The organism is Modicisalibacter sp., from assembly GCF_055145905.1.
The window spans coordinates 48,224-61,045 of record NZ_JBSREH010000003.1 but is presented as its reverse complement, the minus strand read 5'-3'; the positions used below and the strand labels follow the sequence as shown (position 1 = coordinate 61,045).

The window sequence follows — 12,822 nt, the reverse complement described above, 5'->3', positions numbered from 1 at the left end:
GCGTCACATGAAGAAGAAATGGTTTCCCGAGCTGTTCGACAACTGGGCACGGCTATCCGGCTACCAGCGCTTCGAGCGGCTGGTGTCGCTAGTACTGACCGTGGCGATCGGCGCCACGGTGCTGACCGCGCTCTACTATCTGGTGATGCACGTCGTCGAACTGTTGTTCGTGCAGACCCGCGATCCCTTCGACTACCGGGTCTTTCAGGCGGTCTTCGACATGATCCTCACCGTGCTGATCGCCATGGAGTTCAACAACTCCATCGTCCGTACCATGGAGAGTGGCGGCGGGTTCATTCACGTCGAGATCGTGGTGCTGATCGCCATCATGGCGCTGGTGCGCAAGTTCATGGTGCTGGACTTCGAGGCCGTCGAGCCGCTCAAGATCCTCGCCCTGGCGGCCGCCGTGCTGGGGCTGGGCATCTGTTACTGGCTGGTTCGCCACGGCAACCGCAGTAGCGGCTGAGCGCCGGCCCCCCTGCCTTGCCGGTCAAATAAGCCCTGACGCATACTGTGGCCTTTCGGGCGGCGCGCCACGGCCGTCCGGGAGGGACACACCCCACGGGGCACAAGAACAGTTACCGGAGATACATCCGCATGCAACGACGCAAGTTTCTGACGACACTGGGGGCCGGCGCCGCCGGTGTCGCGGCCGCGCCTTTCGTTTCCACCGCCCGCGCCCAGGACACCATCCGCTGGAAGATGGTCACCTCCTGGCCCAAGAACTTCCCCGCGCTGGGTACCGGCGCCAACGACTTCGCCAAGCGCATCGGCGAGCTGTCCGGGGGGCGGATGCAGGTCGACGTCTACGGCGCCGGCGAGCTGGTGCCGGCGCTCGAGGTCTTCGACGCGGTGTCCGAGGGCACCGCGCAGATGGGCCACTCCGCCTCCTACTACTGGCGCGGCAAGGTGCCGGCGGCGCAGTACTTCACCGCCGTGCCGTTCGGCATGAACACCACCGAAACCAACGCCTGGCTGTACCAGGGCGGCGGCATGGCGCTGTGGGACGAGCTCTACGCGGGGCACAACCTCAAGCCCTTCGCGGTGGGCAACACCGGCACCCAGATGGCCGGCTGGTTCAAGAAGGAAATCAACTCGCTGGAGGACATGCAGGGCCTGAAGATCCGCCTGCCCGGGCTCGCCGGCGAGGTGATGAATCGCATCGGCGCCACCGCCCTGACCATCCCCGGCTCGGAGATCTTCACCTCGATGCAGACCGGCGTGCTCGACGCCGCCGACTGGGTGGGGCCCTACAACGACCTGGCCTTCGGGCTCTATCAGGTCGCCGACTACTACTACACCTCGGCCTGGAACGAGCCCAGCGCGATTCTCGAGGGCACGGTCAATCTCGAGGCCTGGAAGGCGCTGCCCGACGACCTCAAGGTGGTGGTGCAGGAAGCCGCGCGCAGCGCCAACCTGGCGATGATCGACGAGTTCACCTTCCGCAACGCCGAGGCGCTCAAGACGCTGGTCGAGGAGCACAATGTGCAGCTGCGCTCGCTGCCCGACGACGTGCTCAAGGCGCTCGCCGAAGCCTCGCAGAAGGTCCTGCAGGAGCAGGCCGACAACGACCCGGCGTCGAAGAAGATCTTCGACTCCTACCGTGACTTCCAGCAGCAGGTTCGCCGCTACACCGACATCGGCGAGTTCGCCTACCTGAAGAACCGCGCCCTGGTCAGCTGACGGCCCGCGCCGTCGGGTGCCACCGGCCGGGGCGGCTCAGAGGCTCTCCCGGCTGGTCTCGGGCACCGCGCGAATGCGCCCGTTGTCGTCCAGCGCCACCATCACGAAGCGGGCCTCGGTGACCTTGTGCATCTCCTCGGGGTCGCGCTCGTGGGGCGGACGGATCCACACCTCGACGTCGATGGTGATCGAGCTGCGGCCGATCTCGCGCACCGCGGTGAAGATGTTGACCACCGAGCCGATGCGGACCGGACAGAGGAAGTCCATCGCCTCGATCGCCACGGTGGCGGTACGCCCGTGGGCCTGGCGGCCGGCGCACAGCTCGGCGGCCTGGTCCATCTGATTGACCAGCCAGCCGCCGCTGATGTCGCCGTAGAGGTTGGTGTCCTGGCGGGCGGCCAGCACCTTGAGGGTCAGATCGCCACGCGGGGCGGGTACATCATCGAGATCGGTCATGGTCGATTCCCTTCCGGCACTTGTTGTTGTCACGAGCTGGCCGCCATCTTAAACGGCCGCGCCGTCGGGCGACCAGCCTCGCCGTGCACTTCGCGGCGTCCCCGGCTTCCTGCGTGCGGGCGACTCCGACTACAATCGAAGTCGAGCGGACCGGGAGCCGCGGCCCGTTCGTGACGCCCGGCCCGCCCTGATGTCGGTGTCGTGGATTCATCGGAATGCAATCTTGTTCCGGCATCATCGCCACCAGCGGTTTCGTGCCCGGAACATCATCCGCGTCTGGCGCTCAGCGAATTTCACCTCATCGGCCGTTCGTGCGCGGCCCCGGAGAACGTCATGGACATCACCAGCGAGACTCACAGTCAGCATATTTCCAAGCAGTTCAACCAGGAACTCGAGGAACTCAAGACCCACCTGATGGCGATGGGGGGCCTGGTCGAGAAACAGGTGCAGGAAGCCATCTCCGCGCTGCTCGACGGCGACACCCGGTTGGCCGAACGCGTGCGCGACAACGACAAGGCCGTCAACGACATGCAGCTGAAGATCGATGACGAGTGCACGCGGGTGCTGGCACGCCGGCAGCCGGCGGCGTCCGACCTGCGGCTGGTGCTGGCGGTGATCCGCGCCACCTCGGATCTCGAGCGCATCGGCGACGAGGCCTGCAAGATCGCCCGCAACGCCCTCGCGCTGGCCGAATCCGGACGCCAGGTGCACGGCTTCGTCGAGGTCCGCCACATCAGCGAGCACGTGCGCAAGATGACCCGCGATGCCCTGACGGCATTCGCCCGCTTCGATACCGAGCTGGCCCTGAAGGTCGCCCACGAGGACGACGCCGTGGACAGCGAGTACACCAGCGCCATGCGCTCGCTGATGACCTTCATGATGGAGGACCCGCGCTCGATCAGCTCGATTCTCAGCGTGATGTGGATCCTGCGGGCCCTGGAGCGTATCGGCGACCACGCCGACAACCTGGCCGAGTACGTCATCTACCTGGTCAAGGGGCTGGATGTCCGTCACCGCAACATCGATGCGCTTGACGATTCCTCGCTGACCGGTAAAGGTTGATCCCCGACGGCCCTCCGGGCCGTCATCGACCCCGGCCGTCGCCTGCGCGACGGCCGTTTCGTTGTTCGTTGCGGGAATCCTCCGACCATGCTCAATGCCTTCAGCGCCCTGGCCCGGGGCACGCGCCTGGTGCTCTCGCCGGGGCTGCGTCGTTACGTCTTTCTGCCGATTCTGGCCAACCTGCTGCTCTATGTCGGCACCCTCGTCTACCTGTTCGACAACTTCGGCGGCTGGATCGACTATGGAATGCGCCAGGTGCCGGGCTGGCTGAACTGGCTCGAGTGGCTGATCTGGCCGCTGCTGGTGGCGAGCCTCGCGGTGGTGGTGTTCTTTACCTTCACGCTGGTCGCCAACCTGATCGCCGCGCCCTTCTACGGCTTTCTCGCCGAGAAGGTCGAGCGCCAGGTCACCGGCCGGCCGCCGCTGGACGATCGCGGCTTCGCCCGCGCCGCCGTCGACGCCCTGGGCCGCGAGCTGGTCAAGCTGGGCTATATCCTGCCGCGCATGGCGCTGCTCTTCCTGCTCGGCTTCGTGCCCGGGCTGAACCTGGTGATGCCGTTTCTATGGGCGGCCTTCTCGGCCTGGATGATGGCGGTCACCTACCTCGACTACCCGATGGACAACAACCTGGTCAGTTTCGTCGAGATGCGCCGCCGTCTGCGCTCGCGCTGGTGGCCGACGCTGACCTTCGGCGGCTGGGTGATGGCGGCCAGCTGGGTACCGGTGCTCAACCTGCTGCTGCTGCCCGGTGCGGTCGCCGGGGCGGTGCTGATGTGGCAGCAGCACTACCGGGATCTGCCAGTGCCGGCCGAGAAGCCCCGGCGCTCCTGATTGCCGCGCAAGATTGTAACGAGAATTATTATCACTTAAGGTGGCGGACGTTGTCCGAGCGGAGACGTCCATGCTGCCTTCCCTTGCCCCCCTGTTCCGTGGCCCGCTGGCTGGCCTGGACGACCGCCTGCGGCTTCCGGATGCCGCGGCGTCGGCGAATACCCGGGCCGCGTCGGCGCTGTTCTCGACGGATGGGCTCGCCCCGGCACTGGCCGTCTTCGGCCGCGACTACACGCGGCCCGACCACCGCGCGCTGGTCTCGCTGTGGTCGAAGTATTTTCTTGCCCAGGCGATCCTCGTGCCGGCGGCGGCCGCCCTGGTGCTGGGCCGTCGGCTGCCGATGGCCCTCGAGACGCTGGCGCTGGAGCTGGATGCCGCGGGGCGGGTCGCCCGCCTGGTGGTACCCCACGAGGGCGAGATGATCGAGGCCGACGACCCCGAGCCACTGCTGCGGCCGCTGCTGGATCGCCTGCTGGCGCCGGCCATCGCGGTCATGGCCGCGCACGGCGGGCTGGCGCCGCGCACGTTGTGGAGCAACGCCGGGCACTACTACGCCTACCTGATCGATCAGCTGCGTGGACAGGCGTGGGCAGCACCCGGCCTCGGCTTGGGCGAGGCGCTGATGGCCCGGCGGGTGTTCGCCGACGGAGCCCGCAACCCGCTCCATCGGCCGGTCCGCCAGGTCCGCGATGCCGACGGCACGTGCCATACGCGGCGGCGGTTGTGCTGCGTGCGCTACCGGCTGCCGGAACTCGGCTACTGCGGCAACTGCCCGCTGCCGGCGGCGCGGGGTGTTTCCTCGGAGGGCGAGTAGGCCTCGCCGATGGACTGACGGGTCAGGCGGGCGGCGGGGAACACGCAGCGAAACAGCGCGCCTTCGCCGGGGCGGGAGTCGATCTCCAGGCGCGCGTCGTGGCGCAGCAGCACGTGCTTGACGATCGCCAGCCCCAGGCCGGTGCCGCCGGTGGCGGCGCTGCGGCCCTTGTCGACTCGGTAGAAGCGCTCGGTCAGGCGCGGGATGTGCACCGGGTCGATGCCGTCGCCGTCATCCTCGACCTCGAGGGCGCCACCGCCCTGCCAGGGGCGCCAGCGCAGGGTGATGGTGCTGTCCTCGGGGGTGTAGCGCACGGCGTTGAAGGCCAGGTTGGAGACCGCGCTGCGCAGTTCCGCCTCGACCCCCAGTAGATCGTGCGACTCGTCGATCTCGACGCGCACCCGGCGCCCGCCGCCCGCCAGGGCGGCGGCGTCGTCGCGGACGCTGCCCAGCAGCGGCGCCACGGCCACCGGCACGCTGCGTTCGGTCTGGTGGTCGGTTTCCAGCCGCGACAGCAGCAGCAGGTCCTCGACCAGGTTCTGCATGCGTCGGGTCTGGTCCTGCATCTGGCCGAGGCCGCGCTGCCAGCGCGGCGGCAGCTGGTCGGCGTGCTCGGTGTAGGTCTCGAGATAGCCGGTGAGCACGGTCAGCGGCGTGCGCAGCTCGTGGGAGACGTTGGCGACGAAGTCGCGGCGCATCTGCTCGAGGCGGTGCAGCCGGGTGATGTCGCGCACCATCACCAGCCGCTCGTTGTCGCCGTAGAGGGTGATCTGGAACTGCAGCATCAGGTCGTCGCGCAGCGGCGAGGGCAGCACCACCGGCTCGCGATAGTCGCGGGCGTTGAAGTAGTCGATGAAGCGCGGATCGCGCAGCAGGTTGGTGACGGGCTGGCCGCGATCGTGGCGGGCCTGCAGGCCGAGCATGTGCTCGGCGGCGCTGTTCCACCAGTCCATGTTGCCCTGGTTGTCGAGCATCACCACGCTGTCGCGCATCGCCTCGGCGGATTCCTGGATGCGGTGGATCACGTCGCGCAGGCGCTGCTGGGTCAGCCGCTGGACCTTCTGGTAGCGGTACAGGCGGTCGAACAAATCGCCCCACACGCCGCTGCCCGCCGGGGGCTCCTCGCTCGGGTCACTGTTCAGCCACTGGTAGAGCTCGCGCAGGTGGCGCAGGTGGATGAGCACGAACAGGGCGAGGCCGGCGGCCACGCCCCAGCCGAGATCGCCGAGCACCCAGCCCAGCAGCCCCAGCCCGATGACCAGATAGGCCAGTCGCCAGAGCTCGTTGTTCCAGTAGTACATGCCGGTGGTCTTATCCCCGCGCCGAGAAGCGATAGCCGGTGCCGCGCACGGTCTGGATCAGGTGCTGATGTGCCTCGCCCAGTGCCTTGCGCAGACGGCGGATATGCACGTCGACCGTGCGTTCCTCGACGTAGACGTTGCCACCCCAGACCTGATCGAGCAACTGGCCGCGGGTGTAGGCCCGTTCGGGGTGAGTCATGAAGAATTGCAGCAGCCGGTACTCGGTGGGACCGATCTCCAGCGCCTGGCCGTTGGACGAGACCCGGTGACTGGCTGGGTCGAGCATCAGGCCGTCGACCTCCACCACTTCCTCGACACCGCGTGGCGTGGTGCGGCGCAGGACCGCCTTGAGCCGGGCGACCAGCTCGCGCGGCGAGAAGGGCTTGGTGATGTAGTCGTCGGCGCCGGCCTCGAGCCCGAGGATCTTGTTGTCCTCCTCGCTCTTGGCGGTGAGCATGATGATCGGCAGCTCGGCGGTGGTCTCCTCGCGCTTCAGGCGCCGCGCCAGCTCGATGCCGCTGGTGCCGGGCATCATCCAGTCGAGCAGCAGCAGGTCGGGCTGGCTGTCGACGATCAGGGCGTGGGCGTCCTGGGCATTGTCGGCCTCCAGGACCCGGTAATCGGCCATCTCCAGCGCCACGGCGATCATCTCGCGGATGGAGGGCTCGTCATCGACGATCAGAACGGTCTTGGATGTCATTTCCCTGGCCTCGTGGGGTGACGGACACCGCCCGCGGCAGGCATCCGTCGGTGACAGGACGATGACGATTACAACGCGCGCGCATGACAAGCTTGTGACAGACGCCGGGCGCTCGCAATGCCCGCGTCAGCCCTCGGGCCACAGCGCCATCATGATGCCGGCGTGGAGCACCAGCCCTGCCCAGTGGTTGTTGAGAAACGCCCGGAAGCAGCGTTCCCGGGAGCGGTCGCGGATCAGCCACTGCTGGTAGACGAAGATCAGCCCCATCGCCGTCAGGCCGATCCAGTAGTAGCCGCCCAGCGCCTGGCGCACGCCCACCACGGCGAGCAGGGTCAGCGTGGCCAGCTGCAGCAGACCGATGATCAGCTTGTCGTGCCGGCCGAACAGCACGGCGGTGGACTTGATGCCGATCTTCAGGTCGTCGTCGCGGTCGACCATGGCGTATTCGGTGTCGTAGGCCACCGTCCACAGCACGTTGGCGACGAACAGCAGCCAGGCATCCGCCGGCAGCTGCTGCTGGACGGCGCCGAAGGCCATGGGGATCGCCCACGAGAAGGCCGCGCCGAGCACCACCTGCGGCCAGTGGGTATAGCGCTTCATGAACGGATAGACGAAGGCCAGTGCCACCCCGCCGAACGACAGCATCACCGTGAAGGCGTTGGTGAAGCAGACCAGCACGAAGGACGCGGCGACCAGCCCCGCGAACAGCACCCGGGCCTCGCCCGCACCGATCCGCCCGGTGGCCAGCGGACGATCGCGGGTGCGCTTGACGTGGCCGTCGAAGTGGCGGTCGGCGTAGTCGTTGATCACGCAGCCGGCGGCGCGCATCAGGTAGACGCCGGCGACGAAGATCAGCAGCGTCGCGCGCTCGGGCAGGCCGTCGGCGGCGATCCACAGGGCCCACAGGGTCGGCCACATCAACAGCCAGGTGCCGATCGGCCGGTCGAGCCGGGTCAGGTGCAGGAAGGCGGGCAGGCGCGCGGGATGCAGGCGAGCCAGACCGACGGGACGCGGGGTGGGTTGCATGACAGCCTCCGAGAACGATCGGGCCACAGTCTAGCGAGTCGCCAGCCCCAGTTCATCCGCCATGGCGGTCAGGAAGAACTCCTGGACCAGCACCTCGAAGCGGCCGTGGCGAAAGCGCGAGCGCCGTCCCCAGGGCGCCTCGGCCGTCGGAAAGGGCGGCGCGCCACGGGTGATCGCGATCGGTCCGCGCTCGAGATCCGGCTGGCGGAACAGCCAGTGGCCCAGCGAGCGCTCGCCGAGCTGGCCCAGCCGCTGGCCGGTCAGGCTGGTCAGCGGCGCCACCGAGCGGGCGAGCACCCAGGGCGTGTCGCCGCTGCACAGCGCCACCTCGCGACACCAGACATAGTGCGAGGCGGGCACGCCGAGGGCACGGGCCTCGTCGCGGCGCGGGCGGGCCAGGCGCTGGGCGAGCAGGCGCACGGCGAAGGGCTGCGGCATCGCCGCGCCCAGCCGCCGGGTCAGCGAATCGCGCGAGGCCAGCCACTGCCACCAGGCCGGGCTCATCGCCGGCCGCCAGGCGGCGGCGGGGCGCCAGTGGGGGATCGCCACGGGGCGTGTCGAAGCGGGCAAACCGGCCTCCGGGTCGGCAAACGGGCGCGATAGTGTACCATGACGACCTGGCCGGCCCGGTCCCGGCCCGTCATCCACGACCCGCTGGCACCACGACCCATGACTCGATCCCTGACCCTGATCGGCAGCGGCATGGCCGGTTTCGGCCTGGCGCGTGCCCTGCGCCGCCTGCAGCCCGAGCGGCCGATCACCCTGATCACCGCCGACAGCGGCGACGACTATTCCAAGCCCCTGCTCTCCACCGGCTTCGCCAAGGGCCTGGCGCCGGAGGCGCTGGCCGCCGACTCGGCGCTGGATGCCGCCGAGCGCCTGAATCTGGTGATGCGCCCCCGGACCCGGGTCGACGCCCTCGATCCCGTGGCCCGCGAGCTGCACATCGGCGCCGAGCGCCTGCCCTTCGATGACCTGGTGCTGGCCACCGGGGCCGCGCCGCAGCCGCCCTTCGCCATCGACGCAACACTCGCCGGGCGGGTCTTCACCATCAACGACCTCGACGACTACCGGGCCTTCCATGCCGCCCTGACGGCGCTGGGGCGGTCGGCGCGCGTCGCCGTCATCGGCGCCGGGCTAGTGGGCTGCGAGTACGCCAACGACCTGGTCGCCGGCGGTCATGCCGTGGCCATGATCGCCCCCGAGCGGGCGCCGCTGGCCCGCCTGCTGCCCGAGCCGCTGGGCCGGGTGCTGGGCGCTGCGCTGGCCGGGGCGGGGGTCGAGCTGCATCTGGGGCGCGGCGTGGGCGAGCTGGGTCTCGACGGCGGGGATCTGAGCGTGGCGCTGGATGACGGCCATGTCCTCGACGCCGACCTGGTGCTGGTCGCCACCGGCCTGGTGCCGCGCACCGAGCTGGCCGCCGCGGCAGGGCTCGCGGTCAGCGAGGCCGGCATCCAGGTCGATCGCTGCCTGCGCACCGCGGTCGAGGGCATCCACGCCCTGGGCGACGTGGCCTGCGTCGACGGCGTCAACGCCATGTATGTCCAGCCGCTGCAGGCCGGCGCCCGGGCCCTGGCGGCGACGCTGGCCGGCACCCCCACCGCCGTGCGCTACGGGCCCTGGCCGGTGCTGGTCAAGACGCCCTGCTGCCCGGTGGTGGCCCTGCCGCCGCGGGTCACGCCCGCCCGCTGGCGCATCGAGGGCGAGGGCGACGATCTCGCCGCCCTGGCCGAGGACGACCGGGGGCGGCTGCTGGGCTTTGCGTTGACCGGGCGCTGTGTACGGCGGAAAGTCGAACTGGCGCGAGCCGCGCCGCCGTTGCTAATCTAGGTGCGTCGTGGCCCGCGGCCCCGGCGGCTGCCGGAGCGCCGGCCGGCGCTCGGGAGACGCCCGAAACAACAACAAGCGGCAGTCGAGGCTGCCGTCTTACACTGCCCCAGACAGGAGGTTCCATGCGCAAGCCAGAACTCGCGGCGGCCATCGCCGAGCGTGCCGATCTTTCCAAGGACAAGGCCAGCCAGGTGCTCAACGTGATCCTCGACGAGATCACCGGCAGCGTCGCCAAGGGCCAGGATGTCTCGCTCATCGGCTTCGGCTCGTTCACCGTGCGCGAGCGTGCCGCCCGTACCGGCAAGAATCCGCAGACCGGCGAGGCGCTGACCATCCCCGCCAGCAGGACCGTGGCCTTCAAGGCGGGCAAGGCGCTCAAGGACGCCGTCGCCAAGTAACGCCTCGCGGCTGGAGCGTGTCGCGACCGGCGTGCGCTCCGCCGACGCTCTTCCTTCCCACGTGCGAGTCATGGACGGCCCATGAAACTGCGACTGATGCTCTGGCTGCTCGGCCTGCTGCTCAAGCGCGCGCGGCGTCGCCACGCGGGCTTTCGCGAGCGGCTGCGCGACCGCCCGCTGGCCTGGGGAATCGCCACCGAGGATTTGCGCATCGCCCGCCACTACCGGCTGACGGCCGAGCGCGTGCAGTCGGCATCGGGCCTGCCGGTGGACCTCGACCTGGAACTGCGCTTCCGTGACCCCGACACGGCGCTGGCCGTGCTTCGCCACCCCTCCCCGCGCGCCTTTCGCGACGGCCTGATCGACGGCCGGCTGCGCCTGGTGGGCGACACCCGCGACCTCGAGCGCCTGCAGGGCCTGCTCGCCTTCCTGCGTTGACTTCCGGCGCTGATCGCTGCGGCATGACGACGTTATACTAACGTCGAATCAGCGGATCCCCCCCGTATCCGTCCGCCCGCTGCCGAGGAGGCCCGACCGCCATCGCCATGCTGCCACGCTCCCTCGACCATTCCCTGCGCCGCCTGTGGACGCTCGACACCTTCGCCTACAGCGTGCGCGTGTTCATCGCGCTGGCCGGGGCGATGGCCTGGAGCTGGCACCTGGGCGGCATCGCCCAGCTGATTCCGCTGTTCCTGGGGGTGATCGCCAGCGCCCTGGCCGAGACCGACGACCACTGGCAGGGGCGCCTGACGGCCCTGGCGGTGACGCTGGCGTGCTTCGCCGTCGCCGCGCTGTCGGTGGAATGGCTCTTCGACCGGCCGCCGGCCTTCGCCGCGGGGCTGACGCTGTCGGCCTTCGGCCTGACCATGCTCGGGGCGGTGGGGCCGCGCTACGGCACCATCGCCCATGCCACCCTGATCCTGTCGATCTACACCATGATCGCCCTCGAGCGTCAGGGCGGCGTGGCGCCGGCCGAGCTGTGGCGCGAGCCGGTCATGCTGCTCGCCGGGGCGGCCTGGTACGGGCTGATCTCGGTGGCCTGGTGCGCGCTGTTCGCTCGCCAGCCGCTCAAGCTGAGCCTGGCGCTGCTGCTGCGCGAGCTGGGCGAGTACCTGCGCCTCAAGGCGACGCTGTTCGAGCCGGTGCGCGGCATCGACCTGGAGGCGCGGCGCCTGGCGCTGGCCGAGCAGAACGCGCGGGTCGTGGAGGCGCTCAACCAGGCCAAGGAGATGATCTTTCGCCGCCTGGAGGGCGCGCGCGGCACGCACAAGCTCGACCGCTACCTGCGGCTGTACTTCATCGCCCAGGACATCCACGAGCGGGCCAGCTCCTCGCACTACCCCTACGGCGAGCTGGCCGAGGCCTTCTTCCACCACGACGTGCTGTTCCGCTGCCAGCGCCTGCTCGAGCAGCAGGGGCAGGCCTGCCGCTCGCTGGCGCGGGCGCTGCTGCTGCGCCAGCCCTTCGACCACGGCCCCAGCGAGCAGGCGCTGGCCGATCTCAACGCCTCGCTCGACTACCTGCACCGCCAGCCGCGCCGCGACTGGCGGCGCCTGCTGCACTCGCTGGACGCGCTGGCCGACAACCTGACCACGCTCGAGCACCGGCTGGCCGGCGCCCGCAACCCGGACGCCCCGGCCGGCGACGGCGACGCCTCGCTCTACGACCGTTCGCCCCGGGGCCCGCGGGACATCTACGACCGCCTGCGCTCGCACCTGACCCCGGCCTCGCCGATCTTCCGCCACGCCCTGCGGCTGTCGCTCACCCTGCTGGCGGGCTACGGCCTGCTGCTGTGGATCCATCCCACCCAGGGCTACTGGATCCTGCTCACCAGCCTGTTCGTCTGCCGGCCCAACTTCGGCGCCACGCGGCGCTTCCTGTGGCAGCGCATCGTCGGCACCGTGGCCGGGCTGGTCGCCGGCTGGGCGCTGATCAGCCTGTTTCCCGATCCGCTGGTCCAGCTGTCGATCGCGGTGGTCGCCGGGGTGGTGTTCTTCGCCGGCCGGACCCGCCACTATGCGCTGGCGACCGCGGCGATCACCCTGCTGGTGCTGTGCTGCTTCAATCAGGTCGGCAACGGCTTCGGGCTGATCTGGCCGCGGCTGTTCGACACCCTGCTGGGGGCGGGCATCGCCGGGCTGGCGGTGGTACTGGTGCTGCCGGACTGGCAGGGGCGGCGGCTTCATCAGCTGGGGGCGGCCAACCTGACGGCCAGCGCCCGCTACCTGAGCGCGATCCTCGACCAGTACGCCAACGGCAAGGCGGACGATCTCGACTACCGGCTGGCGCGGCGCAACGCCCACAACGCCGACGCCGCCCTCGCCGCGCGGCTGGCCAACGCGCGCCGCGAACCGGGGCATTTCCGCAAGGACGCCGAGGCCGGCTTCCGCTTCCTGACCCACGCCCACACCCTGCTCAACTACCTGTCGGCGCTCGGTGCCCATCGCGGCGAGACCCGGGCATCGGAGGACGATGCCTGGCTGCACGCCCAGGCCGACGGCATCATCGCCGACCTGGAGGCGCTGGCCGCCCGGCTGGGGGTGCGCCAGGTGACGGCGGCGTCGGCGACGGCGGAATCCCGCGCCCGGGCGCTCGAGGCCTGGGCGCAGGCCACCGATGACGAGCCCCGGCGCCTGCTGGCCGAGCAGCTGGCGCTGATCAGCCGGACCCTGGTGCCGCTGGGCGAGGCCGCCGCCGGGCTGGTGAAGCGGGAGGGGTAGG

General features: G+C 69.9%; 14 protein-coding genes. 9 read left to right on the top strand and 5 right to left on the bottom strand.

Annotated features, from left to right (window positions below):
* Window positions 1-7: 7 nt before the first annotated feature.
* Both ACTCB7_RS03335 and ACTCB7_RS03330 read left to right on the top strand, forming a co-directional pair.
* Window positions 8-466 (top strand): phosphate-starvation-inducible PsiE family protein, encoded by a 459-nt coding sequence (locus tag ACTCB7_RS03335; RefSeq protein ID WP_240464662.1) that lies wholly within the window; start codon window positions 8-10, stop codon window positions 464-466.
* Between the two features lie 131 nt (window positions 467-597).
* The gene (locus tag ACTCB7_RS03330) at window positions 598-1,683 is read left to right on the top strand and encodes a TRAP transporter substrate-binding protein (protein ID WP_163648018.1); all 1,086 of its coding nucleotides are present in this window, start codon (window positions 598-600) and stop codon (window positions 1,681-1,683) included.
* 36 nt (window positions 1,684-1,719) lie between these two features.
* On the opposite strand, the gene ACTCB7_RS03325 is transcribed toward ACTCB7_RS03330, so the two are convergent.
* The gene (locus tag ACTCB7_RS03325) at window positions 1,720-2,139 is read right to left on the bottom strand and encodes an acyl-CoA thioesterase (RefSeq protein WP_163648017.1); all 420 of its coding nucleotides are present in this window, start codon (window positions 2,137-2,139) and stop codon (window positions 1,720-1,722) included.
* A gap of 333 nt (window positions 2,140-2,472) precedes the next feature.
* Here ACTCB7_RS03325 and phoU point away from each other — a divergent pair, with 333 nt between their 5' ends.
* The 3 genes from phoU (at window position 2,473) to fhuF (ending at window position 4,846) form a co-directional block, all read left to right on the top strand.
* On the top strand, window positions 2,473-3,201 hold the full coding sequence (phoU, locus tag ACTCB7_RS03320) for a phosphate signaling complex protein PhoU (protein ID WP_163648016.1): 729 nt from the start codon (window positions 2,473-2,475) through the stop codon (window positions 3,199-3,201).
* An 87-nt stretch (window positions 3,202-3,288) separates the two neighbouring features.
* Window positions 3,289-4,032 carry a sulfate transporter CysZ gene (gene cysZ, locus ACTCB7_RS03315; RefSeq protein WP_463005538.1) on the top strand — a complete coding sequence of 248 codons (744 nt, stop codon included), beginning with the start codon at window positions 3,289-3,291 and terminating at the stop codon, window positions 4,030-4,032.
* Between the two features lie 70 nt (window positions 4,033-4,102).
* The gene (gene fhuF, locus ACTCB7_RS03310) at window positions 4,103-4,846 is read left to right on the top strand and encodes a siderophore-iron reductase FhuF (RefSeq protein ID WP_463005537.1); all 744 of its coding nucleotides are present in this window, start codon (window positions 4,103-4,105) and stop codon (window positions 4,844-4,846) included.
* Here fhuF and phoR read toward each other — a convergent pair.
* The 4 genes from phoR to ACTCB7_RS03290 form a co-directional block, all read right to left on the bottom strand.
* Window positions 4,789-6,147, bottom strand: coding sequence for a phosphate regulon sensor histidine kinase PhoR (phoR, locus tag ACTCB7_RS03305; protein ID WP_463005536.1), 1,359 nt, complete (start codon window positions 6,145-6,147; stop codon window positions 4,789-4,791). The genes fhuF and phoR overlap by 58 nt on opposite strands.
* A gap of 10 nt (window positions 6,148-6,157) precedes the next feature.
* Window positions 6,158-6,847: a phosphate regulon transcriptional regulator PhoB gene (gene phoB, locus ACTCB7_RS03300; protein WP_463005535.1), complete on the bottom strand. Its 690-nt coding sequence runs from the start codon at window positions 6,845-6,847 to the stop codon at window positions 6,158-6,160.
* Between the two features lie 126 nt (window positions 6,848-6,973).
* The gene (ubiA, locus tag ACTCB7_RS03295) at window positions 6,974-7,873 is read right to left on the bottom strand and encodes a 4-hydroxybenzoate octaprenyltransferase (RefSeq protein WP_463005534.1); all 900 of its coding nucleotides are present in this window, start codon (window positions 7,871-7,873) and stop codon (window positions 6,974-6,976) included.
* A 30-nt stretch (window positions 7,874-7,903) separates the two neighbouring features.
* Window positions 7,904-8,377: a chorismate--pyruvate lyase family protein gene (locus tag ACTCB7_RS03290; RefSeq protein ID WP_163648080.1), complete on the bottom strand. Its 474-nt coding sequence runs from the start codon at window positions 8,375-8,377 to the stop codon at window positions 7,904-7,906.
* Between the two features lie 165 nt (window positions 8,378-8,542).
* Between ACTCB7_RS03290 and ACTCB7_RS03285 the strand changes: the two genes are divergently transcribed.
* The 4 genes from ACTCB7_RS03285 to yccS all read left to right on the top strand — a co-directional run bounded on the left by ACTCB7_RS03285 (window position 8,543) and on the right by yccS (window position 12,821).
* Window positions 8,543-9,703 carry an NAD(P)/FAD-dependent oxidoreductase gene (locus ACTCB7_RS03285; RefSeq protein WP_463005533.1) on the top strand — a complete coding sequence of 387 codons (1,161 nt, stop codon included), beginning with the start codon at window positions 8,543-8,545 and terminating at the stop codon, window positions 9,701-9,703.
* A gap of 122 nt (window positions 9,704-9,825) precedes the next feature.
* Window positions 9,826-10,101, top strand: coding sequence for an HU family DNA-binding protein (locus ACTCB7_RS03280; RefSeq protein ID WP_163648010.1), 276 nt, complete (start codon window positions 9,826-9,828; stop codon window positions 10,099-10,101).
* Window positions 10,102-10,182: 81 nt separating this feature from the next.
* On the top strand, window positions 10,183-10,539 hold the full coding sequence (locus ACTCB7_RS03275; protein ID WP_163648009.1) for a hypothetical protein: 357 nt from the start codon (window positions 10,183-10,185) through the stop codon (window positions 10,537-10,539).
* 107 nt (window positions 10,540-10,646) lie between these two features.
* Window positions 10,647-12,821, top strand: coding sequence for a YccS family putative transporter (yccS, locus tag ACTCB7_RS03270; RefSeq protein WP_463005532.1), 2,175 nt, complete (start codon window positions 10,647-10,649; stop codon window positions 12,819-12,821).
* Window position 12,822: the final 1 nt, after the last annotated feature.

What these genes read in the sequence shown, in the direction of transcription:
- ACTCB7_RS03290 (WP_163648080.1), bottom strand. Translation starts at nt 8,377, where the DNA reads ATGAGCCCGGCCTGGTGGCAGTGGCTGGCCTCGCGCGATTCGCTGACC.
- ubiA (WP_463005534.1), bottom strand. Translation starts at nt 7,873, where the DNA reads ATGCAACCCACCCCGCGTCCCGTCGGTCTGGCTCGCCTGCATCCCGCG.
- ACTCB7_RS03275 (WP_163648009.1), top strand. Translation starts at nt 10,183, where the DNA reads ATGAAACTGCGACTGATGCTCTGGCTGCTCGGCCTGCTGCTCAAGCGC.
- ACTCB7_RS03335 (WP_240464662.1), top strand. Translation starts at nt 8, where the DNA reads ATGAAGAAGAAATGGTTTCCCGAGCTGTTCGACAACTGGGCACGGCTA.
- fhuF (WP_463005537.1), top strand. Translation starts at nt 4,103, where the DNA reads ATGCTGCCTTCCCTTGCCCCCCTGTTCCGTGGCCCGCTGGCTGGCCTG.
- phoR (WP_463005536.1), bottom strand. Translation starts at nt 6,147, where the DNA reads ATGTACTACTGGAACAACGAGCTCTGGCGACTGGCCTATCTGGTCATC.
- cysZ (WP_463005538.1), top strand. Translation starts at nt 3,289, where the DNA reads ATGCTCAATGCCTTCAGCGCCCTGGCCCGGGGCACGCGCCTGGTGCTC.
- phoB (WP_463005535.1), bottom strand. Translation starts at nt 6,847, where the DNA reads ATGACATCCAAGACCGTTCTGATCGTCGATGACGAGCCCTCCATCCGC.
- phoU (WP_163648016.1), top strand. Translation starts at nt 2,473, where the DNA reads ATGGACATCACCAGCGAGACTCACAGTCAGCATATTTCCAAGCAGTTC.
- yccS (WP_463005532.1), top strand. Translation starts at nt 10,647, where the DNA reads ATGCTGCCACGCTCCCTCGACCATTCCCTGCGCCGCCTGTGGACGCTC.
- ACTCB7_RS03325 (WP_163648017.1), bottom strand. Translation starts at nt 2,139, where the DNA reads ATGACCGATCTCGATGATGTACCCGCCCCGCGTGGCGATCTGACCCTC.
- ACTCB7_RS03280 (WP_163648010.1), top strand. Translation starts at nt 9,826, where the DNA reads ATGCGCAAGCCAGAACTCGCGGCGGCCATCGCCGAGCGTGCCGATCTT.
- ACTCB7_RS03330 (WP_163648018.1), top strand. Translation starts at nt 598, where the DNA reads ATGCAACGACGCAAGTTTCTGACGACACTGGGGGCCGGCGCCGCCGGT.
- ACTCB7_RS03285 (WP_463005533.1), top strand. Translation starts at nt 8,543, where the DNA reads ATGACTCGATCCCTGACCCTGATCGGCAGCGGCATGGCCGGTTTCGGC.